We start from the raw sequence: 21,741 nt of genomic DNA, 5'->3' as shown, positions 1-21,741 counted from the left end.
ACTTTGTCCTCCGGATCAATATATATTGTTTCAACTCCAATCGGTAATCTCGGTGATATTTCGTTGAGAGCTATTGATATTTTGAAAACTGTAGATTTAATAGCGTGCGAAGACACAAGGCAGACCTCAAAAATCCTTAATCATTATAAAATAAAAAATAAAATGACTCCTTATCATGACCACAACAAGGAATTTAAGACTACTTCGCTGATCGAGTTGATTAAGAAAGGTAATTCGATAGCTCTCGTATCAGATGCCGGTACTCCCGGAATTAGCGATCCGGGTTTTTATCTTATTCGGGAAGCTATTAAAAATGATATTAAAATATCTCCTATTCCCGGTCCGTCAGCGCTTACAGCGGCCACAGTGGCTTCCGGTATGGAAATAGACAGATTCTTGTTTGAAGGATACCTTCCACGGAAAAAGGGTAGACACAAGAGGCTTAAAGAACTTGCGGCTTATAAGGTTACAATAGTAATTTTCGAGGGACCGCATAGAGTTCTTAAATCATTGCGGGATTTGAGAGATACTTTCGGTGATAGAAAGGCGACAATTGGCAGAGAACTGACAAAAGTACATGAGGAATTTATAAGAGGAAGTCTTTCAGACCTTATCGCTAGCTTTAATGAACGCAAACCTAAGGGAGAATTCGTAATTCTCATCGAAGGTAATAAAAAATAAAATGCAGATACCTAAAGACTATAAAAAGAAAATAACAAAAGACGGGTTTAATCCTGTTCATCCGAAATTACAGGAAGCGTACCTAAAGATAATAATACCTCTTGCTGATTTCTTTAAATCCCTGAATATAAATCCAAACGCTCTTACTACTCTGGGAACCATATTTAATATCGTGGGAGCTATATTTTTTGCTTTATCATATCTTCGGATGGGTGGGATGTTTATAGTATTTGGCGCCATTTGCGACACCATAGACGGAAGAATAGCAACACATGGCAATAAAAAAACAAAATTCGGAGCTTTATATGATTCTGTAATGGACAGGTATTCTGAAATTATTATGTTTTTCGGAATTGCAGTTCATTTTGTAAAATCAGATTCATACTGGACATCAGTGGCAATTTTTGCCGCTTTGGGCGGCTCAGTTATGGTCAGCTATGTGAGAGCAAGAGCAGAAGGACTGGGTCTTGAATGCAACGTAGGAATGATGCAGAGGACAGAGCGTATTACTTATATATCCGTGGGCGCGGTAATAGGCGATTTACCGTATGTACATGAGCTCTTCTTGATGTTAGCAATATGGACAATTGCCATATTAGCGAATTATACGGCTGCGCAACGAATGTTTCATCTTTATAAGGCAACAGCTGGCGAAAGAAAGCCCAGCGGAAGTAAACGATAATAATTAGTATAATAAAAATAATTGGTTTTTCAGGAGAATATAGATGCTGAGAGGTGATAAAATTGCCAAGGCAGATGGTAAACTTGGTGTGCTGCTTCCGGGTATGGGGGCAGTGACGACGACTTTCATAGCGGGTGTTGAATCAGTCAGGAAAGGACTGCATCATCCGTTTGGCTCTTTAACCCAAATGGGCACTATCCGACTGGGGAAAAGAACAGATAAATCGGTGCCAATGATAAAAGATTTTGTTCCAATAACCGATTTATCAAATTTGGTATTTGGCGGATGGGATATATTTGAAGAGGATATGTATGCAGCTGCGAAGAATAGTGGTGTATTGAAACCGGATGACCTTGAACCACTTAAAGATTTTCTTTCTTCTATTCATCCTATGAAAGCGGTTTTTGATCAAAAATATGTAAAAAACCTGGAACCTGTTTGGTTTAAAGATTTGGATAATAAATATGACCTTGCTGAAGCATTAAGGCAGGACATAAAAGATTTTAAAGAATCAAATGGATTATCCAGAATGGTTCTGGTTTGGGCGGCAAGTACAGAAGCGTATATCAAAGTTGGTGATGTTCATCAATCTCTTGAATCATTTGAGCAGGGAATGAAAGATAATCACGATGATATAGCGCCAAGCATGCTTTACGCTTGGGCCGCTCTAAAAGAAAAAGTTCCTTTTGCAAACGGGGCGCCGAATTTGACCACAGATATTCCCGCATTGTATGAATTAGCGGATTTAAATAACGTTCCGGTGTCAGGCAAGGACTTCAAGACCGGTCAAACGCTTATGAAAACAATCATCGCTCCGGGATTGAAGGCACGTTTACTCGGACTTAACGGATGGTTTTCCACAAATATTCTTGGTAATCGTGACGGAGAGGTTCTTGATGACCCGGCATCATTTAAGACAAAAGAGGAAAGTAAATTGAGTGTTCTTGAACATATTCTGCAGCCTGACACATATCCTGATTTATATGGGAACTTTTACCATAAGGTAAGGATAAACTATTATCCGCCGCGCGGCGATGATAAGGAAGGTTGGGATAGCATTGATATATTCGGCTGGATGGGGTACCCGATGCAGATAAAAATCAATTTCCTTTGTAGAGACAGTATTCTTGCCGCTCCTTTACTTCTTGACCTTGCATTATTTATGGACCTTGCGAGCAGAGCGGAAATGAGCGGGATTCAGGAATGGTTATCATTCTACTTTAAGAGCCCTCTCGTTGCTCCTGAATTGTATCCCGAACATGACTTATTCATTCAGCAAGCAAAATTGAAGAACACTTTGCGATATATGATGGAAGAGGAACAGATTACGCATCTTGGAATCGAATACTACGAAAAATGACGGATTCTGATAAAATGGGTCTTTTTGTTACATTCGAAGGGATTGACGGTTCAGGTAAGTCCACTCAGGCAAATGCGCTTCTTCGCAAGGTACAGGAGGAGGGCTATAATGCGGTTCTGTTCAGAGAACCGGGAGGGACCCGGATATCCGAGCAAATTCGACAAATCTTACTGAGCACAAAACATTCAGAAATGGATTCATTGACAGAGGTAATGCTTTATTCCGCAGCAAGGGCACAATTAACGGTTGAAATGATACTTCCGGGTCTAAAGGAAAATGATATTGTTATTTGTGACCGATATTTTGATTCCACTACCGCCTATCAAGGCTACGGCAGAGGTATTGATTTAGAATTTGTTGACGCTCTGGTTAAAGAAGCGGCAAAAAAACTTTGGCCGGATGTAACGTTTTTAGTTGATGTAGATGCGGAGCTTGCCGAATCACGTTCCGGAACAATGGGACGCCCGGATAGGTTAGAGTTGGAAACGAAAGAGTTTAAGTTTAGGGTAATAAAAGGATTTAAGGAAATTGCCAAAAGAGAACCTGAAAGAGTTATAATTCTGGATGGAAACGAGAAAGTGGATGCCATAGCCGAAAAAGCTTGGAAGCATATTTCATTGTTGCTTTCAACAAAATTAGAAGCGAAAATTAAATATGGTCAAAATGCGTAAAATAAAGATAATCAGCATTTCCTTTCTGGTAGGTGTATTTATTCTATATACGGGAAGTACTTTACTGCCTTCGCCGGACATATATTCCAAAATTAGCAAAGGATTAAAATTATTCGGTCAGATATATAAACAGGTCAGTACAACTTATGTTGACGAAATAGACCCTGAAACTTTTATTGAAGCCGCCATAAAAGGGATGCTGCAAACCTTAGATCCATATACTACGTACATTTCCAAAGAAAACAGTGGCGATTTAAATATATTAACCACTGGTACATACGGTGGAGTGGGAATTAAACTCGGAATACGCGGAGATACGTTAACAGTTATTTCCCCGATGGAGGGCACACCCGCCGGACGAAGCGGTATACACGCCGGAGATAAAATCGTCAAGATCGACAGTGTTGCATCGTTTGGATTAAAACTTGATGATGCGGCAAATATGATTCGCGGACCTGAAGGAAAAGAAGTCCGCCTGACTATCCTTAGGCATTCTTTTTCAGGACCATTAGAATTCATACTCAAGCGCGAAAAAATAGTTGTGAATGAAATATTATATAGCGGATTTATTAAGGATGGTATCGGCTATCTACGTCTTACAGGGTTTTCGAAAAGCTCAATTAATAAATTTAAAGACACTCTTTTGGAATTGGATGATGAAGGTCTTGACGGTTTAATTGTGGATCTTCGGGATAATCCGGGTGGATTATTAGATGCAGCAGTAAAAATCAGTGATATGTTCATTGAAAAGGGCGAACTGTTAGTTTCTACAAAAGGCAGAATTCGTCAGATGAACAGAGAGCATTATTCCAAAAAAGATCCGCTAATAGATATGGATGTACAATTAATAGTATTGGTAAATGGCGGCTCCGCAAGCGCAAGCGAAATATTTTCGGGAATTATGCAAGACCTTGACAGGGGAATAATCGTAGGTTCCAAGACATTTGGAAAGGGATTGGTACAAACAATTCTTTCAATGCCTTATGATAAAAAGGTAAAAATTACAACAGGAAAGTATTATATCCCCAGCGGCCGGCTAATTCAGAAGGAAGATTACTTTGCAGATGATAAAGTTGTTAAAAGAGATTTTACGGATTCTATCTTCGTGACGTCAAATGGAAGACCTGTTTACGGTAGGGGAGGAATAAAACCTGATTTTCTGATTAAATACCCCAAATCGTCCAACATAATTCCGCATCTCTGGCGTAAAAATATGTTTTACCGGTATTCAACGAATTGGGTATCCAAACACAAGGATGCTTCCTATCCGGTTCTTTTGACTGACATCGATGTAAAAGATTTTATCGATTTTCTGCAAAAATCAAATTTTACTTATAAAAGTGATGTTATTAAGACACATACAAATCTTATAAGCGCCCTTGAATCAGCTAACTACCCCGATGATGTTATAAATAAGGTTAAGAACATAAAATCGGATTTCAGGTCATTTAAGGATGACTTTAACGATGCGGATTATAAAAATATTAAGAGAGTTCTTTCCAGAGAGATCTCTGAAATGTTAGGTAATACAAAAGGTAGATATGAGGCGATATTCAAGAATGACCTGGCAATACTAAAATCATTGGAACTACTTGATGATCTTTTGTTATATAAACAGACTCTTGGATTGATTGATTGACCACTTTTCTATACCAGAATAAATCAATAATTTTAATATGTTTAAGTGTTTGAACCATTTCTTTTATTCTTGACAAGATTGATATAATGAATTACTTTCACGAACTATGGAGATAGCGTCTTTAATGGTTTTTAACGCTAATAAAATGATCGGATTCACGCTAAAAGTGAAACTGAGTTTATTAAATACAGGGCGATTAGCTCAGTTGGTTAGAGTGCTTGCTCGACACGCAAGAAGTCACTGGTTCGAGTCCAGTATCGCCCACGATTATTATGAGTGAAGGGATTGAAATAACATTGCCTGACGGTTCAGTTCATGCCCATACAAAGGGCGTTACGGGCGCTGAAATCGCAAAATCCATCGGCAGTGGATTGGCTAAAGCTGCTCTATCTATCAAGGTAAATGGTGACTTTTACGACCTTGATCGTCCGATATTCGATAGTACAAAAATAGAAATCCTTACGGACAAGAGCGAGGAGGCAAAAACAATTGTCTGGCACAGTACCAGCCATATAATGGCTCAAGCAGTTCAAGAGCTGTTCCCGGGAACCAAAGTAACATTAGGACCTCCTATAAAAGATGGATTTTATTATGATTTCGATACCAAAAAACCGTTCACCGATGATGATTTGGAAATAATCGAGAAAAAAATGAAAGAAATCATCGACGGGAACCACTCATTTAAAAGAGAAACCGTTAAGCGCACCGAGGCTATTAAGCTATTTAAGAAAATGGGAGAAGAGTATAAATTAGAGATTCTTGCAGAGATCGAAGACGACACTGTATCTCTTTATACACAAAATAATTGGACCGACTTATGTCGAGGCCCGCATATCCCGTCAACTAAGGCGATAAAAGCATTCAAGCTGCTTAAAGTCGCCGGATCTTATTGGCGCGGAGATGAGAAACGTCAGCAACTTCAACGGATTTACGGCACTTCATACAGCGACCCGAAAGACTTGGAAACTCATCTCACAATGCTTAAGGAAGCAAAACTAAGAGACCACAGAAAATTGGGAAAAGAGCTTGAACTCTTTGCTTTCCACGATATTGCGCCCGGCGCACCTTTTTGGCTTCCAAACGGAATGATAATCGTCCGTGAATTAGAGAAATTCCTAAGGGAAAAACTCGATGCAGGCGGATATGTTGAGACTTCAACGCCTATATTGGTAAAAAAATCCTTATGGGAGAAATCCGGGCATTGGGAATACTATAAAGATAATATGTTTATAGTTGGTGATGATGATGAAGAGACCTATGCTTTAAAACCGATGAATTGCCCCGAATCAACATACATTTACAGTATGAAAACCCGTTCTTATCGTGACTTACCCATCAGAATAGCCGAAATCGGAAGATTACACAGAAATGAAGTATCCGGTGCGGTGGGAGGGTTATTCAGAGTCAAACAGCTTACGATGGACGATGCTCACCTTTACGTTCTGCCCGAACAGATAACTGAAGAAGTTAACGGCTGTATGAAGCTTATCAAAGAATTTTACGCTGTATTCGGCTTTGAACCCGAGTATTTCTTTTCTACAAAACCAGATAAAGCACTTGGAGACAGTATATTATGGGATAAAGCTGAAGCTGCACTTGAAGAAGCTTTGAAATCTCAGGATGTTGATTATACCACAAACGAGAAAGACGGCGCATTTTACGGTCCGAAAATTGACATTCAAATTAAAGATGCTCTCGGTAGAGCATGGCAATTAGCCACTATTCAGCTGGATTTTGTCCTTCCGGAAAGGTTTGAACTCGAATATATTGATAAAAATGACAGCAGGCAAAGACCGGTGATGATTCACAGAGCGCTTTTCGGTTCCTTTGAAAGATTTATAGGCGTTTTAATAGAACATTTTGCAGGAAACTTCCCCACCTGGCTTTCGCCACTTCAAACGATGGTCATTCCAATTTCCGACAAACACCATGATTACGCTGATAGCATATATAATAAACTTATAGAAAACGGGATAAGAGCGAAATTAGATTCTCGTTCAGAAAAAATGGGCGCAAAAATACGAGAAAGCGAAACACAGAAAATTCCGTATATGCTCATAGTTGGAGATAGGGAAGTAGAAAATAATAGTGTGTCTATAAGAAAACATATTACCGGTGATATTGGCTCAAAATCAATTGACGAATTTATATCGTATATTAAAAGTTCAATATCAGCGAGAAAACTGGAGGACTAATTATAGCTAGAAATAAAGGTGACGATACAAGAATCAATGAGGCTATACAGACCTCAGAGATCAGAGTGGTTGATGAAGATGGTGGCGCATTAGGAGTTATGAATTTACGTGATGCATTGGCTATTGCAGATGAAAGAGGACTTGATCTTGTAGAAATAGCGCCGGAAGGAAAACCACCGGTATGTAAATTGATGGATTATGGGAAATTCAGGTACGAAAAACGGAGGAAAGCCAAAGAGGCAAAGAAGAAACAGCACGTTATCCACGTGAAAGAAGTCCGGTTCAGACCTATGATCGAGGAACACGACTTCCAGACAAAAATTAAACGGGCGAAAAAGTTTTTGGAAGCAAAAAATAAACTGAAGATTACAGTTATGTTTCGTGGCAGAGAGATGACACATTTAGAATTCGGCGATATGCTTATGGATAAGATCGAAAAAGAACTTGAAGAATTGGCTGTAGTGGCGTCAAAACCATCACGGGAAGGAAGATTTATTACAGCCTATTATCTGCCGAAATAAGAATAAAATATAGGAAATATTAATAATGCCAAAAATGAAAAGTCACAGAGGAGCAAAAAAGAGATTCAAAAAAACCTCCTCGGGAAAACTAAAAAGAAAAAAGGCTTATCACAGCCATATTCTTAATAAGAAATCAACCAAAAGAAAACGGAACCTGCGAAAAGCGACATTGGTGAGCAAAGCCGATGCGAAAAGCGTTAGGGGAATGATACTTTAAAAGATATTCAGAGGAGATAGTAAGAAATGCCGAGAACTACCAACGCTGTTCCAAGAAAGAGCAGACATAAAAAAATACTTAAAGCCGCAAAGGGTTACTGGGGCAGCAGAAGCAAACTTTATAAAACCGCAAAAGAAGCTGTTGACAAAGCCTTACAGTATAGCTACTCACATAGAAAAAAACGGAAAGGTGATTTCCGCAGATTGTGGATCGTGCGGATAAATGCAGCAGCACGGCTAAACGGTTTGAGCTATTCTAAATTCGCATCCGGTTTAAAATCAGCGGGAATAACTTTAGACAGAAAGGTTTTAGCTGATATCGCCGTCACTGACCCTGCGGCTTTTACCGTTATATCTGAGCAAGTTAAAAAGGCATCATAAGCTTGTTAATGGATGAATTTACCGGACCTCGATAAGCTTCGAAGGGAATTCGAAGAAGACTTAAGCAAATCTAAAGACACTTCCTCGCTGGAAGAATTGAGGATAAAATATTTGGGCAGAAATGGCGTCCTCACATCCTTAATGTCATCAATAAATGATGTTCCCGCGGATGAAAAGCCTAAATACGGTAAAGCTGTAAATGCGCTCAAGAAGGATTTACTCTCTTTATATAATTCAGCGCTTGAAACTTCTAAATCAAAGAATATCTCCGATTCAAAATCCGAGATAGATTACACCCTTCCGGGCGATGTTTCACTGACAGGACGGAAGCATCCTCTGACGCAGACGTGGGAAGAGATTCTTGATATATTCACAGGAATGGGTTTTGATATCGAGAGAGGACCTGAAGTTGAAACGGAATATTATAATTTTTCAGCGTTGAATTTCCCTGAAAATCATCCTGCCCGTGATATGCAGGATACTTTGTATATTACGGAGAACACGATGCTCAGGACACATACATCACCTGTTCAGATTCGGACAATGCTGTCTCAAAAACCTCCGCTGCGGGTTATCGTACCGGGCCGGGTTTATCGGAATGAGGCGATAAGCGCGCGCAGCTATTGTGTGTTTAATCAAATTGAAGGACTCTATATAGACAAAGGAGTAAGTCTGGCTGATCTAAAGGGTACGCTGATTTATTTTGCAAAACAGTTATTTGGTAACAACGTAAAAACACGTTTCAGAGCAAGTTATTTCCCCTTTACCGAACCGAGCGCGGAAATGGATATTTCCTGCGTTATTTGCAAGGGTAAGGGTTGCGCAGTATGCAAACATTCTGGTTGGGTGGAGTTACTTGGAGCCGGAATGGTCGATCCGAATGTCTTGAGAACTGTTGATTATGATCCCGAAATTTATAGCGGGTTTGCCTGGGGGCTCGGTATTGAAAGAACCGCTATGATGAGGTATGGAATAAACGATATTCGATTTTTCTATGACGGCGATTTACGCTTCTTAGAGCAATTTTAAACGCCATAATGAAAATTTCACTCAATTGGCTTTCTGATTATATTGAACTGGATAACTCCGCTGAAGAGATAGCAGAAATGCTTACAATGGCGGGACTCGAGGTCACTTCAGTATCTTCGGGAGGGGATTATGAGGGGATAGTCGTAGGCGAAGTCGTTGACTGTGTAAAACATCCTAACGCCGACAAGCTGTCGCTTTGCACCCTGAACGTCGGGGAAGATGAAAGCCTATCAATTGTATGCGGCGCACCGAACGTAGAAAAGTCTCAAAAAGTTGCGGTTGCACTTGTAGGCGCAACGCTCCCGGACGGACTTAAAATAAAAAAAGCCAAGATTCGTGGTGAAGAGTCGCGTGGAATGATTTGTTCTGAAAAAGAACTTGGTCTGTCAGATGAAGCTGACGGCATATTAGTTCTTCCGAAATCCTCATTAATCGGTTCGCCATTATCTGATACAATTGAGCCATCCGACACAGTTTTTGAGTTGGATTTAACTCCCAACAGACCTGACGGTTTAAGTCATATAGGTGTGGCGAGAGACCTTTCAGCTATTCTCGGAAAGGATCTGAAATATCCTGAAATTAAATTAAAAGAATCCAACGATAAGACATCTTCTTCCGTCACTTTACAAATTGATGATAAAGAAGGATGTCCGCGGTTTGCTTGCCGTGTAATCAAGGATATTAAAATCAATGAATCTCCGCAATGGCTCAAGCAAAGACTTCAGTCTGTAGGACTGAGAAGTATAAATAATGTTGTGGACGCGGCTAATTATGTGCTGATGGAATTAGGAAACCCTATTCATACGTTCGATTTGGATTTGCTAAAGGATAACAAAATAATTGTTCGCGCTGCCGGCAAAGATGAAGAAGTGACCACTCTGGACGGAACGAAAAGAAAGTTATCTGAGGGAACTGTTTTGGTGTGCGATGCTGAAAAGCCGGTTGGAATTGGTGGTATTATGGGTATGGCAAATTCTGAAGTGACTGATAAGACTGTTAATTTGTTAATCGAATGCGCATATTTTGATCCGGGCAGAATCCGCAGCAGCTCAAAACATCTTGGATTAAGCACAGACGCTTCAAAGAGATTTGAGAGAGGATGCGACCCGAATAACATCGAATTCACTTTAAATAGAATTACATCAATTATTCTTGATACGGCCGGAGGAAATGCGCTTCAGGGTATCGTTGACATCTATCCGGATAAGATTGATAAAATTAAAATTCACGTAAGATATAAACGGGTATGCGATATCATTGGGATGGATATTCCGGAAGATAAGATAAAAGATATTCTTAACAGATTAGAATACGAGACGATCTCTGATGACGAAGAATCTATTACCCTGCTTGCGCCGACATTCAGGCCTGATGTGGAAAGGGAAATTGATATTATTGAGGAGATAGCGCGGATTATCGGTTATGATAATATCCCGCCGTCAGAATACGCCCGTATATCACTTAGCAGAAGTAAAGATTCTACCGAATCATTAAATATCAAACTAAAGAATATATTTGTCGGTCTCGGCTTTACGGAAATTTACACTAATAGTTTGATGCCGCAAAATTTATGGGAATTGGCAGGAGAGGGCGGGGAGCCGGTTAAAATCAGCAACCCGATAAGCCTTGAGATGCAATATCTCAGGTCTTCATTAATGCCGAGATTACTTGAAACGGTTCAATATAATTTCAATCGTCAGAGAGACGGTGTCCGCTTTTTCGAAGATGGAGTGGTAGCCGTAGCGGATGATAAGTCAGAAACAGGCGTAAAAGAAACACACAAATTCGGCGCTATAGTGTCGGGTATTCAATCAGTTCTGAATTGGAGCAATAAACCTGAAAAAGCAGATTTTTTCGTACTAAAAGGATTATTAGAATCTCTATTGTACAGCTGCGGATATGCTCAAGTAACACTTGAACCTTCTTCCAAAGAATATATGGAGGATTCATATACGATTTCTGCTGATAATGTTGAACTTGGAGTTATCGGTGAAATATCCAATGAAGTAATAAAAAAGTTTGACTTAGAAGATAAAGTCTATTATTTTGAACTCAATGTAGACCCCTTATATGTGCAAATAAAAAAAGAGGTTACTTTTTCCGAACCAAGTAAATACCCGCAAATAGAAAGAGATATATCATTTATAGTTGATGATAAAGTCAGTTCGGGAGAATTGATGGGTATTGTCGGAAAAGAAGGTGGCGGTCTATTGGAGAGCAGCCTGATAAGTTCAGTTTATAAGGGAAAACCGCTGGCTGAAGGAGAAAAAAGTATTACTTACAATCTTCGATTTATTTCATACGACAGGACACTCGAAGAGGTAGAGATAGACAGCATTTGTAATAAAATAATGGAAGCAGCCGGAAAGAGCGTAGGCGCAAAAATTAGAGACTAATATAGGAACTTTTTATGGATTCGCATAATTTTAGCATTCTCGAAACAAAAGTAAGGCAAGCGATTGAAGAAATTAATAACCTTAAACAAAAAAATACGGAATTACAGGATAAATTAGATAAATCAGACAGTGGAAATCAGGTAGCGGTATCAGATATTAATGAGAGCAAACAAAACGAACTATTGAATAAAGTAAATGAAATGCTGGAAGTTCTTGATCAGCTTTAATTAAAACCAAATGATAAAAATCTAAAAACGGAACTAATATAAAATGGAAAAATCAGATAGCTTGGTTAAAGTTGATATTTACGGTAAAGAATATACGGTAAAAGGTCAGGCTGATTCAAAATATATAGAAAGCGTCGCAGAATACGTCGATGCTAAGATGAAAGAAGTAGATGCCAATGTTCCATTTGAATCATCCTTACGTGTTGCGATTCTTGCGGCTATGAATATTACTGACGAATTATTCAGCCAAAAATCATCAAAGTCAACTCAGGTTGATGAAGTGGAAGAAAAAGCTAAAGCGCTTGTACAAGAATTGGAAGATACCTTAGAATTTACTCTCTCATCTGACTCATCGTAGCAAATATTATTGATAATATTCAAGCTGCTCAATAACTGAACCGCTCCTCTCAGCGCTTCCATTTTCTTTTTTATGGCGATATCCGCTATGAGAAATGAATGACATATTATGAAATAATATTTTTACTAATAATTGCTGCTATCGGAACCATAACAGGCTGGATAGTATCAGCAAAATATCAATCGAATAAAATCATTGGCGCCAAAGGAACCGCAAAGAGCATTATTGAACAGGCGAATAAAGATGCCGAATCGTTAAAAAAAGAGCAGCTGCTTGAAGCAAAGGAAGAATCCCTAAAATTGAAAAGTGAAGTCGAACAACAACTTCATGAAAAATCCAAAACAATTCAGGAGCGTGAAAACTCATTAAATAAAAGAGAATTAAGTCTGGATAAAAACTCCGAGATAGCTGAACGCAAATCTGTTGCTCTTAATATAATGGAGGAAGATCTTCTCGAGCGAACAAGGATAATGCAAAATAAGGATGAAAAAATATCTCAGCAAATCCAGGAGCAAAACGAGATACTTGTCAACATATCAGGGATGTCTCAGCAGCAGGCAAAAGATTTGCTAATGGAAAATCTTTTAGAAAAAGCAAAAAAAGATTCTGCGAGAAAAGCGAAAGATATTAAAGATGAAGCGGTGCGAAATGCTGTTTTAGAAGCAAAGAAAATAATTGTATCGGCAATCCAACGCAGCGCGTCAGACCATTCATCTGAAATATCCGTATCAGTAGTAAATCTTCCAAGCGATTCAATGAAAGGACGAATAATAGGTCGTGAGGGTAGGAATATAAGGGCGTTTGAGTCTACTACCGGAACCGAACTTATAATTGACGATACTCCTGAAGCAGTTGTTATATCTGCCTTTGATCCTGTAAGAAGAGAAATTGCACGACTCACCCTTGATAATCTTGTTGCTGACGGAAGAATACATCCTGCACGAATCGAAGAAGTATTTGAAAAATCAAAATCGGAAATTGAAGACGTAATGAAATCGGCAGCGGAGAATTCCATTCTTGAATTAAACATCCCGCGGTTGCCGGATGAACTAATGAGGCTGCTTGGTAAAATGAATTATCGAACCAGCTATGGTCAAAATGTCCTTAAGCACAGTATTGAAGTTGGAATGATTGCAGGCCTTATGGCTGCGGAGCTTTCTCTTGATGGACAGATAGCAAAAACAGCCGGTCTTCTCCATGACATAGGGAAAGTTTTGGATAAGGATACATCAGGTCCACATGCGATTACGGGCGGAGAAGTCGTCGGTAAGTATATGGACAACGAAATTATCATTAACGCCGTTTCATCTCATCATGAAGAAGTTGAAATGACACATCCTATTTCTGCTCTCGTTCAATCGGCTGATTCGATAAGCGGCGCTCGCAGAGGAGCGAGGGGCGATACTCTGGAAGCGTATATAAAAAGAATGACGAATCTCGAAGAATTGGTGGAGGAATTCAAAGGTGTAGCGAAATCATACGCGATACAAGCGGGAAGAGAGATAAGAGTCGTTGTGGAAAATGATCTTGTAAACGATGCTGAAATGGATGTTCTTGCAACAGAAATTTCAGATAAGATTCAATCAGAACTCACGTATCCGGGACAAATAAAGGTTGTTCTCATACGCGAACATAGGGCTATTTCGTTTGCTAAATGAGGGTTTGATAAATGGCTGAAATAATAAGCGGCAGAGAAATTGCTAATCAAATACGATCGGAAATCGAAAATGAGATTGCTCGTTTAAAAGAAAAGAATATCATTCCGGGATTGGGAGTAATTCTTGTGGGCAATGATCCCGCTTCCGATACTTATGTTAAAATGAAACAGAAGATGTGTTCAGACCTCGGGATCGTATCCAAAGATTTTCGTCCTGAAGGAAATATTACTCAAGATGAATTACACGCTCTTATTAATGATTTTAACAACGATGATGATATTCATGGTATCCTTGTGCAGCTCCCTCTGCCAAAGCATATTAATGAAAAAGATGCGCTTTCAACTGTCTCTTACGAAAAGGATGTGGATGGTTTTCATCCCATGAACGTCGGTAAGATGACAATTGGAGAAGGTGGATTCGTTCCGGCGACTCCTGCCGGGATAATAGAAATATTGCTCCGAAGCGGAAATAATCCCGAAGGAAAACACGTGGTCATTGTGGGAAGAAGTAGAATTGTCGGAAGACCGCTGCTTAATCTATTGACACAGAAAAGTGAAGGAGGTAATGCAACGGTTACCCTCTGCCATACAAGAACTCCCGACCTGTCAGTTCATACTAAACAGGCTGATATTCTAATCGCAGCAGCAGGAATGCCCGGAATGATCGATGGTTCTATGATCAAGGAAGGCGTAGTAATAATTGATGTAGGTACCAATCGAGTTGAGGATTCATCAAAAAAATCAGGATACCGGTTGGTTGGAGATGTTGATTTTGATTCAGTTGCGGATAAAGCCAAAGCGATTACTCCCGTGCCGGGTGGCGTCGGTCCGATGACTATTATGATGTTAATGAAAAACAGTGTAACAGCAGCCGGGGGCTGGTCATAATTATCTTCATAGAATTAGTTCAACGACCTTATTCCCGTTGAATCTGTTTCATTTAATCTTAAATTTATCTTCAGAATTACGCGCCAGTAGCTCAGCTGGATAGAGTATTGGCTTCCGAAGCCAAGGGTCGCAGGTTCGAATCCTGCCTGGCGTACAAATAGTTTAGATTTCTCAGATAAATATGTGGACGACCTGATAATCATATTCATGACTGCATCTTCTCTTGAAGAAGCCGGTCTCATATCCAATTCATTGTTGGAGAAAAGACTTATTGCTTGCTCCAATATAATAAACGATATGAAATCAACATTTTGGTGGGATGGAAATATCCAGAACGAAAATGAAGTAATGCTTATTGCTAAATCAACGAAATCTCATCTGGATAAAATCATCTCTGAAGTTAAATCCCTGCATAGCTATGACGTTCCTGAAATATTGGCTATTCCGATAGTGGGCGGCAATCCTGATTATCTTGATTGGTTGATTAAAGAAACTGAAAGCGAATGAACTTTAGTGTTCATATTCTCGGTTCAGGTACGTGTGTTCCTCATAAGGATCGGTCTCAATCAGGATACTTAATCAACCTGGATGGCAGGTTTATGCTGTTTGACAGCGGGAGCGGAACTTTGAATAGGATTGCCTCCGTTGGTGTAGATTATAAAACAATCAAAAACGTATTTTATACACATTTACATGTGGATCACGTCACTGATTTATTGCCTTTATTATTTGCGAGAAAACATGACCCGTTATTTAAAGAACCCACCGAGCTAAATGTTTACGGCCCACTTGGTCTTATAGATTATCTTAAGAATTTGGAAGCGATCGGAGGCAGCTGGGTTTACAGTCAGAATTCGTCTATCAATGTTGTTGAATTAAAACCCGGAATGGAAATAGAAATTCACGGCGGTAAAATAATTCCTTATGCAACGTACCATCAACCAAACAGCCTCGGCTACCGGATTGAAACCGTGGATGGAGATCTGTTCAGCTATACGGGCGATACGGAAGCCGGAGATAATCTCTTAGCTCTTTTTGATAATGCCGATCTTGCGATTTCGGAATGCTCATTTCGGGATGAAAACAGGAAAGAGGGGCATTTCACTCCAGCTACTCTCGCAATTATAGCTGAAAAGGCAGCGGTTAAGAAACTTCTGTTAACTCATTTATATCCTGAAATGGATGAAATTGATGTTGTTTCTCTGATAAAACGAAATTTTAATGGTTCTGTTGAAGTGGGTAAAGATTTTAAAGAATATATTATCCGCTGAACCGGTCTGCTTGTAAATCACTTCTATCCTAATTATATTGTCGGGATAAATTAGTTCAATTAATATCTGGTGTATTAATTTGAGGAAGATCGGATATATATTTCCCATTTCGTTTTTAGCGTATCTGCTATTTTTAATTATTATTAACGAAGCACAAATAGATAAATTCCATCGAATAGCAATATTTATTCATTTTTTAAACACGACTATTTGGACGGTAATACTGGCATCTGCCCTGAAATTTTATCTGAAGTACTGGCGAATGCGTCAACGTGGCGGAGCAGCTTTTATTTATTTTATATTGGCAATTGCAGGCGTTACACTTTTGACCAATGAAACCTATATGCTCTTTAACTCTTTATACGGTACGGGCAATATAATGGCTGAAGAAGGCTTTTTTAGTTTACAAGCGCCCTGGCTAATTGCAAAACTTTCGATAACTGTCGGTGGTTTAGGAATAATTTATCTGTTCATACAGGGGCAAATAGACAAAATGTCTTTTCAGTCGTCAACCGATGACCTCACTATGCTTCCTAATAGACGTTACCTTGAAGAATTATTCAAAAGAGAACTTTCAAGAACTAAAAGACATGAACTTTCTATGAGCTGCGCTATGATTGATATAGATTTTTTTAAGGATTTTAATGACACTTACGGTCACCAGACAGGCGACTTTGTTCTGAAGGAAGTAGCAGCCATAATGGATCATGGGAAAAGAGCTCATGATGTTGTGGCGAGATATGGGGGAGAGGAGTTCATTTGGCTCCTCATAAACAGTGAACCGGAATCTTCCTATATGGCATGCGAACGACTCAGGAAAGATATTGAGGAAGCGGAATTCGAATTCAACAATAAACAACTGTCTATTACTATCAGTATAGGCCTATCCTCATTCAACGGAGAAAATGAAGCAACGATAAATTCTCTGATTTACAACGCTGACAGGGCTCTATATAGCGCTAAAAACAGCGGAAGGAACAAATCCATCTCATTCGAAGATTCTGAACTCCCTAAAGAATCAAAGTGATGAGCTCATCCGCAAAACTACATAAAGCGTTATTCTTTTTGGCATTCGTTTTTCTCTTCGGCGTAATCGGTTTTATGAAAATCGAGAATTGGTCTTTCACAGATTCAGTGTATATGACTATAATAACTATCAGTTCAGTTGGGTTTAAAGAAGTTCACCCGTTATCCGAATTGGGTAGGTGGCATGTAATTTTCCTGATTGTTTTTAGTATCGGTACTTTAGCGATTGCGCTGAATTACATCACCTACAGACTGGCTGATACAAAATATTTCTTTAGGAGAAAGATGCAAAAATCTATTAATAAACTCAAAGATCATTATATAATTGCCGGCTATGGAAGGATGGGTAAAATAATCTGCCGGGAACTCAGCAAAAAGAAAGAAAAGTATATTGTCATTGAGCGGAACCCTGATGTGGTGCAGCAGCTTACCGAGAACGGAGTATTTTCTATTCTCGGTGACGTTACCGACGATGGAGTTCTATCATCCGCCGGTTTAGAATACGCAAAAGGACTCCTGACGGTCGTTGATTCGGATGCCGATAATGTTTATTGTACTTTGACGGCGCGTTCCCTTAAGGAAGATTTATTCATTGTCGCTCGCTCTGAAACTGATAGAGGAACGGCTAATCTTCTCAGGTCCGGCGCAAATAAGGTAATTAACCCGTATGATGCGGGTGGACACGCTATGGCTCAAGTATTACTTAAACCGTCAACCGTAGAGCTCATTGAACTAACTACAAACGGTGAAGGTATCGGTCTTGAAATTGACGAAATAATCATAAAAGAAAATTCTTCACTGATCGGCAAAACAATAGCCACATCTAAAATCCGTGACAATTATAATGTGCTGATTGCAGCAATAAAACGCTCTAACGGGAATATAATGTTAAATCCCAGCCCGAATGAGCTGATTACCAAGGGAGATATCCTTTTTGCGCTTGGAGAGCCGGAACAAATTACAAAATTAGAAACTATAGAAAGCGAGAATTAATATGTCAGAGAAAAACAGCCAGCAGCAGGGAATTGAAGCAATAAACCAAAAACTTGGAAAATTAGAAAAACACCTTGATTTGATGCAAGAAAGTATGCGGGATCTAAATGGTGCGGTAGATATGTTAGTTAGATTTTCAATGACCACAAAAGCATTTATGGAATTATCTATATCACAGGGACTTATAGACCCTTATGAATTAAACAGGATAGCATCTAATTATGAACTCTCATATTCCGCTAATTTGAAAGTACCGAAAGAAAGCAATAAATACGGCATTAAAAGTAAAAGATTCACTATATAGAGTATAGAGAGGAGCCGTTGAACGTGATATATATCCCGTTCATAACGACGCATAACATATATTATGTATACCTGGCATAATTAACGTTAAGCCTGCCTTATTACCTAACTACAAAGTTCACTAATTTGTTTTTAATCACAATTTTCTTAACTATCTGCTTACCTTCCACATATTTCTTCACATTGTCAATATTTAGTGCATTTTCCACTAATATATCATCGGTTGAGTCCATATCGATATCAAACGAGCCTCTCAACTTCCCTAATACCTGCACAGCAATTGACGCTTTTTCAGATTTAGCTAGATCTTCATCCCACGATGGCCATTTATGATTGAAAATACTCTCAGAATTGCCGAACATTTGCCAAATCTCCTCTGATAAATGTGGTGCAAACGGCGCAAGTAAGACAATTAATGTTTCAAGATGTTCTTTTTCAGGCTTTTCTACCTTATAAAGATAATTAACGCATTCCATAATCCGGCTGATGGCTGTATTAAAGTTCATTATTTGCAAATCAAGAGTGACCGATTTAATCGTTTTATGCATCATACGATTCATTTCATCGACGGAAATCTCAGATTTTTTACTAACAACATCGCCTCTGCACAATCTCCATACACGATTCAAGAACCGGTAAATACCGAGTATACCGGAATCATTCCAGTCGCATCCCTCGTCATACGGCCCCATAAACATCAGGTACATCCTGAAAGTATCCGACCCGTAATTTATGATAAATGGATCAGGGCTGACAACATTATTTCTCGATTTTGACATCTTTGAACCGTTATTCGTTATAACTCCCTGGTGGAATAAATTTTTAAACGGTTCCGAGAAATTCAGATATCCACCCTCCTTTAGCGCCATACAAACGAAGCGAGAATATAAAAGGTGCAACGTAGCATGGTCTTTCCCGCCCACATATTGATCTACCGGCAACCATTTATCGGTTAATTTGGAATCCCATGGAGCTTCATTATAATTCGGGTCGGTGTATCTCAGGAAATACCACGATGAATCCACAAATGTATCCATTGTATCCACTTCCCTCTTCCCTTTTAAGCCGCATTTCGGACAGTCCACGTTGCTGAATGATTTTGATTCAGCTAAAGGAGATTTATCCAGGCCGATATATTTCTCCAGATCAACATCATCCGGCAGTAATACAGGGAGATCTTCTTCAGGAACAGGAACCATTCCGCATGAATCACAATAAATTATAGGAATCGGCGCTCCCCAATAGCGTTGGCGGGAAATCAGCCAATCTCGCAAGCGGTAATTAATAGTAGCATTGCCGGCGCCCAATTTTTCGAGAGCCTCTGTTATTTTAACTATTCCCTCTTTATAATACAGCCCGTTATACTCGCCCGAGTTGATAAGAATCCCATCCCCGCTGCAAACATCTTTTTCAAGATCCACAGGCTCGCCATCGTATGGTTCAATCACCTGCTTTATCGGAAGTCCGAATTTCGTTGCGAATTCCCAATCTCTTTTATCATGTCCGGGAGTACCGAATATTGCTCCGGAGCCGTAAGTAACTAAGACAAAATCTGATGTCCAGACGGGTATTTTTTCACCTGTGATAGGATTAACGCCGTATGCGCCGGTAAACACTCCCGTCTTCTCCCGGTCAAGAGTGCTTCGCTCTATTTCGGAAGTATTTTTCGCTTTCTCAATATACGCATCAACTTCTTTTCTATTTTCATCGCTGACTATATGCTCGAGAATGTGATGCTCGGGAGCTACAACAATGAATGTAGCCCCGTAAATCGTATCAACCCGCGTGGTGAATATGTTCAGACTTTCTTTTGTGCCGTCTATCTGGAATAACACTGAAGTGCCTTCTGACTTTCCTATCCAGTTTTTCTGCATCAATTTGGTCGATTCAGGCCAATTGATATTAGCGAGACCATCCAATAATTCTTCCGCGTACTTTGTAATTCTGAAAAACCACTGACTCAGGTTTTTTTTCTTTACTTCACTTTCGCATCGCTCGCATTGTCCGTCAATAACTTGCTCATTTGCCAAAACAGTTAAGCACGATGGGCACCAATTAACCGGCGCTTCTTCTTTATATGCCAATCCCATATCAAAAAGTTTCAGGAACAGCCACTGCGTCCACTTATAATATTCGGGATCTGAAGTACTTAAATATTTATCCCAATCATACATAGCACCAATCCTATGCAATTGCTCGGTCATATATTCAATATTTTTCTTGGTGGAAACTGCCGGATGAACTCCGTGTTTTATGGCGTAATTTTCCGCCGGCAGCCCGAACGAATCAAATCCCATCGGTTCGAATACCTTGAATCCCTGCAATTTTTTAAAGCGAGCCCAGCTGTCTGTGGGCCCGTAATTATACCAATGTCCAATATGGAGCTTATCCCCCGATGGATAACTAAACATCACCAAAACATATAATTTATCTTTGTCGTCCGAGAGATCAATATTATGCTGTTTTGATTCAGCCCAGATTTCCTGCCACTTGGTCTCTATTGCTTTATGATCGAAATTATCCGCCATTTCTACAAATATCGTTTTCCTTTAATCGGTAATATTATTTTACTGTTTCAGCAGACCGAATAATAAGTAATATCTATCGGCAAGTCAAGATAAGTGAAGAATATAATGAGAGAAGATTAAAAAATAAAGATAGTAGAATTAAAACTGAGGCTTTTTAGCTGATTACGCTCTGCGATTGACCTGTGTTCTGCGACTTGTAGTTAAGCGTCTGTTGCTATTACTTCTTCGCGGAGGATTTACCCGCCTATCAATAATATTCCGTCGATCGTCAAATTCGATTTTGTCAATATAAAGCCTCCTGTCAAGCGGCATTCTTCGTTCCATTGGTTCCCTGCGTTTATCTTCGCGCCGATCATCCTCCTCCCGCCTATCCGAATCCTTTGCGCGGGAGCGCAGTGTAATGGTATGCCCTATTACCTCAATGCCGTCCAAATTTCTAATAGCCAGTTCTGCTTCTTTATCATTAGGCATATCAACGAAACCGGCAGGAAGACCGCTGATTTTATCTGTCACAATGCGGACACTTTTAACCTTACCGAAAGTCTCAAAAAGATGCTCAAGGTCGTCTTCGGTTAACACTAATGAAAGGTTTCCGACAAAGATCTTCATACTTAATTCGCCCCGATTTTGAGTTAATTGCTTATTGTAAGCTTCACAGCTTAAGCAAGTTTATAGATTAACCATTATGTAATAAAATGCAACAATTATTTTTATGATTC

22 protein-coding genes and 2 tRNA genes are annotated in these 21,741 nt (G+C 39.4%); 22 read left to right on the top strand and 2 right to left on the bottom strand.

Annotation, left to right across the window (positions count from 1 at the left end):
* Positions 1–3: 3 nt before the first annotated feature.
* The 22 genes from rsmI to IIB39_02415 all read left to right on the top strand — a co-directional run bounded on the left by rsmI (position 4) and on the right by IIB39_02415 (position 18,495).
* Positions 4–681 (top strand): 16S rRNA (cytidine(1402)-2'-O)-methyltransferase, encoded by a 678-nt coding sequence (gene rsmI / locus IIB39_02520; protein ID MCH8927571.1) that lies wholly within the window; start codon positions 4–6, stop codon positions 679–681.
* Between the two features lies 1 nt (position 682).
* Complete coding sequence (locus IIB39_02515) at positions 683–1,363, top strand: CDP-alcohol phosphatidyltransferase family protein (protein ID MCH8927570.1); 681 nt, start codon at positions 683–685, stop codon at positions 1,361–1,363.
* Between the two features lie 43 nt (positions 1,364–1,406).
* Positions 1,407–2,723 carry an inositol-3-phosphate synthase gene (locus tag IIB39_02510; protein ID MCH8927569.1) on the top strand — a complete coding sequence of 439 codons (1,317 nt, stop codon included), beginning with the start codon at positions 1,407–1,409 and terminating at the stop codon, positions 2,721–2,723.
* Positions 2,720–3,394: a dTMP kinase gene (locus tag IIB39_02505; protein MCH8927568.1), complete on the top strand. Its 675-nt coding sequence runs from the start codon at positions 2,720–2,722 to the stop codon at positions 3,392–3,394. Before IIB39_02510 ends, IIB39_02505 begins: the two co-directional genes overlap by 4 nt.
* Positions 3,387–5,033: a S41 family peptidase gene (locus tag IIB39_02500; GenBank protein ID MCH8927567.1), complete on the top strand. Its 1,647-nt coding sequence runs from the start codon at positions 3,387–3,389 to the stop codon at positions 5,031–5,033. Before IIB39_02505 ends, IIB39_02500 begins: the two co-directional genes overlap by 8 nt.
* A 190-nt stretch (positions 5,034–5,223) precedes the next feature.
* Positions 5,224–5,297: transfer RNA gene (locus tag IIB39_02495), tRNA-Val, on the top strand.
* Positions 5,298–5,305: 8 nt separating this feature from the next.
* Positions 5,306–7,228 carry a threonine--tRNA ligase gene (thrS, locus tag IIB39_02490; GenBank protein MCH8927566.1) on the top strand — a complete coding sequence of 641 codons (1,923 nt, stop codon included), beginning with the start codon at positions 5,306–5,308 and terminating at the stop codon, positions 7,226–7,228.
* Positions 7,228–7,749: a translation initiation factor IF-3 gene (locus IIB39_02485; GenBank protein MCH8927565.1), complete on the top strand. Its 522-nt coding sequence runs from the start codon at positions 7,228–7,230 to the stop codon at positions 7,747–7,749. The genes thrS and IIB39_02485 overlap by 1 nt, the downstream gene beginning before the upstream one ends.
* 25 nt (positions 7,750–7,774) lie before the next feature.
* Positions 7,775–7,966: a 50S ribosomal protein L35 gene (gene rpmI, locus IIB39_02480; GenBank protein ID MCH8927564.1), complete on the top strand. Its 192-nt coding sequence runs from the start codon at positions 7,775–7,777 to the stop codon at positions 7,964–7,966.
* 26 nt (positions 7,967–7,992) lie between these two features.
* On the top strand, positions 7,993–8,346 hold the full coding sequence (gene rplT / locus IIB39_02475) for a 50S ribosomal protein L20 (GenBank protein ID MCH8927563.1): 354 nt from the start codon (positions 7,993–7,995) through the stop codon (positions 8,344–8,346).
* A 12-nt stretch (positions 8,347–8,358) separates the two neighbouring features.
* A complete protein-coding gene (gene pheS, locus IIB39_02470) occupies positions 8,359–9,375 on the top strand; it encodes a phenylalanine--tRNA ligase subunit alpha (GenBank protein ID MCH8927562.1) in 1,017 nt (338 codons plus the stop codon).
* Between the two features lie 8 nt (positions 9,376–9,383).
* Positions 9,384–11,771: a phenylalanine--tRNA ligase subunit beta gene (locus IIB39_02465; protein MCH8927561.1), complete on the top strand. Its 2,388-nt coding sequence runs from the start codon at positions 9,384–9,386 to the stop codon at positions 11,769–11,771.
* Positions 11,772–11,785: 14 nt separating this feature from the next.
* On the top strand, positions 11,786–11,998 hold the full coding sequence (locus tag IIB39_02460) for a hypothetical protein (GenBank protein ID MCH8927560.1): 213 nt from the start codon (positions 11,786–11,788) through the stop codon (positions 11,996–11,998).
* Positions 11,999–12,041: 43 nt separating this feature from the next.
* A complete protein-coding gene (locus IIB39_02455) occupies positions 12,042–12,356 on the top strand; it encodes a cell division protein ZapA (protein ID MCH8927559.1) in 315 nt (104 codons plus the stop codon).
* Positions 12,357–12,454: 98 nt separating this feature from the next.
* Positions 12,455–14,014, top strand: coding sequence for a ribonuclease Y (rny, locus tag IIB39_02450; GenBank protein ID MCH8927558.1), 1,560 nt, complete (start codon positions 12,455–12,457; stop codon positions 14,012–14,014).
* An 11-nt stretch (positions 14,015–14,025) separates the two neighbouring features.
* The gene (locus IIB39_02445) at positions 14,026–14,901 is read left to right on the top strand and encodes a bifunctional 5,10-methylenetetrahydrofolate dehydrogenase/5,10-methenyltetrahydrofolate cyclohydrolase (GenBank protein ID MCH8927557.1); all 876 of its coding nucleotides are present in this window, start codon (positions 14,026–14,028) and stop codon (positions 14,899–14,901) included.
* Between the two features lie 80 nt (positions 14,902–14,981).
* A tRNA-Arg gene (locus IIB39_02440) sits at positions 14,982–15,055 on the top strand.
* A gap of 29 nt (positions 15,056–15,084) precedes the next feature.
* Positions 15,085–15,408: a divalent-cation tolerance protein CutA gene (locus IIB39_02435; GenBank protein ID MCH8927556.1), complete on the top strand. Its 324-nt coding sequence runs from the start codon at positions 15,085–15,087 to the stop codon at positions 15,406–15,408.
* On the top strand, positions 15,405–16,172 hold the full coding sequence (locus tag IIB39_02430; GenBank protein ID MCH8927555.1) for a ribonuclease Z: 768 nt from the start codon (positions 15,405–15,407) through the stop codon (positions 16,170–16,172). Before IIB39_02435 ends, IIB39_02430 begins: the two co-directional genes overlap by 4 nt.
* A 262-nt stretch (positions 16,173–16,434) precedes the next feature.
* Positions 16,435–17,199, top strand: a complete 765-nt coding sequence (locus tag IIB39_02425; GenBank protein MCH8927554.1) for a GGDEF domain-containing protein — start codon at positions 16,435–16,437, stop codon at positions 17,197–17,199.
* Positions 17,199–18,191, top strand: a complete 993-nt coding sequence (locus IIB39_02420) for a potassium channel protein (GenBank protein ID MCH8927553.1) — start codon at positions 17,199–17,201, stop codon at positions 18,189–18,191. The genes IIB39_02425 and IIB39_02420 overlap by 1 nt, the downstream gene beginning before the upstream one ends.
* Position 18,192: 1 nt before the next feature.
* Positions 18,193–18,495, top strand: coding sequence for a hypothetical protein (locus IIB39_02415; protein ID MCH8927552.1), 303 nt, complete (start codon positions 18,193–18,195; stop codon positions 18,493–18,495).
* A gap of 100 nt (positions 18,496–18,595) precedes the next feature.
* Here IIB39_02415 and IIB39_02410 read toward each other — a convergent pair whose 3' ends face one another.
* Positions 18,596–21,022, bottom strand: a complete 2,427-nt coding sequence (locus IIB39_02410; protein ID MCH8927551.1) for a leucine--tRNA ligase — start codon at positions 21,020–21,022, stop codon at positions 18,596–18,598.
* Between the two features lie 162 nt (positions 21,023–21,184).
* On the bottom strand, positions 21,185–21,631 hold the full coding sequence (locus IIB39_02405) for an RNA-binding protein (protein ID MCH8927550.1): 447 nt from the start codon (positions 21,629–21,631) through the stop codon (positions 21,185–21,187).
* Positions 21,632–21,741: the final 110 nt, after the last annotated feature.

The organism is Candidatus Neomarinimicrobiota bacterium, from assembly GCA_022573815.1.
Taxonomy (GTDB): Bacteria; Fidelibacterota; SORT01; order SORT01; family SORT01; genus JACZTG01.
Note: the sequence above shows the minus strand (reverse complement) of the source record. Positions and strands in the feature narration are given on the sequence as shown.

Coding starts and splice junctions, on each gene's coding strand:
- IIB39_02515 (MCH8927570.1), top strand. CDS start 683: ATGCAGATACCTAAAGACTATAAAAAGAAAATAACAAAAGACGGGTTT.
- IIB39_02510 (MCH8927569.1), top strand. CDS start 1,407: ATGCTGAGAGGTGATAAAATTGCCAAGGCAGATGGTAAACTTGGTGTG.
- IIB39_02505 (MCH8927568.1), top strand. CDS start 2,720: ATGACGGATTCTGATAAAATGGGTCTTTTTGTTACATTCGAAGGGATT.
- IIB39_02500 (MCH8927567.1), top strand. CDS start 3,387: ATGCGTAAAATAAAGATAATCAGCATTTCCTTTCTGGTAGGTGTATTT.
- thrS (MCH8927566.1), top strand. CDS start 5,306: ATGAGTGAAGGGATTGAAATAACATTGCCTGACGGTTCAGTTCATGCC.
- rpmI (MCH8927564.1), top strand. CDS start 7,775: ATGCCAAAAATGAAAAGTCACAGAGGAGCAAAAAAGAGATTCAAAAAA.
- rplT (MCH8927563.1), top strand. CDS start 7,993: ATGCCGAGAACTACCAACGCTGTTCCAAGAAAGAGCAGACATAAAAAA.
- pheS (MCH8927562.1), top strand. CDS start 8,359: ATGAATTTACCGGACCTCGATAAGCTTCGAAGGGAATTCGAAGAAGAC.
- IIB39_02465 (MCH8927561.1), top strand. CDS start 9,384: ATGAAAATTTCACTCAATTGGCTTTCTGATTATATTGAACTGGATAAC.
- IIB39_02460 (MCH8927560.1), top strand. CDS start 11,786: ATGGATTCGCATAATTTTAGCATTCTCGAAACAAAAGTAAGGCAAGCG.
- IIB39_02455 (MCH8927559.1), top strand. CDS start 12,042: ATGGAAAAATCAGATAGCTTGGTTAAAGTTGATATTTACGGTAAAGAA.
- rny (MCH8927558.1), top strand. CDS start 12,455: ATGACATATTATGAAATAATATTTTTACTAATAATTGCTGCTATCGGA.
- IIB39_02445 (MCH8927557.1), top strand. CDS start 14,026: ATGGCTGAAATAATAAGCGGCAGAGAAATTGCTAATCAAATACGATCG.
- IIB39_02430 (MCH8927555.1), top strand. CDS start 15,405: ATGAACTTTAGTGTTCATATTCTCGGTTCAGGTACGTGTGTTCCTCAT.
- IIB39_02425 (MCH8927554.1), top strand. CDS start 16,435: ATGCGTCAACGTGGCGGAGCAGCTTTTATTTATTTTATATTGGCAATT.
- IIB39_02420 (MCH8927553.1), top strand. CDS start 17,199: ATGAGCTCATCCGCAAAACTACATAAAGCGTTATTCTTTTTGGCATTC.
- IIB39_02415 (MCH8927552.1), top strand. CDS start 18,193: ATGTCAGAGAAAAACAGCCAGCAGCAGGGAATTGAAGCAATAAACCAA.
- IIB39_02410 (MCH8927551.1), bottom strand. CDS start 21,022: ATGGCGGATAATTTCGATCATAAAGCAATAGAGACCAAGTGGCAGGAA.
- IIB39_02405 (MCH8927550.1), bottom strand. CDS start 21,631: ATGAAGATCTTTGTCGGAAACCTTTCATTAGTGTTAACCGAAGACGAC.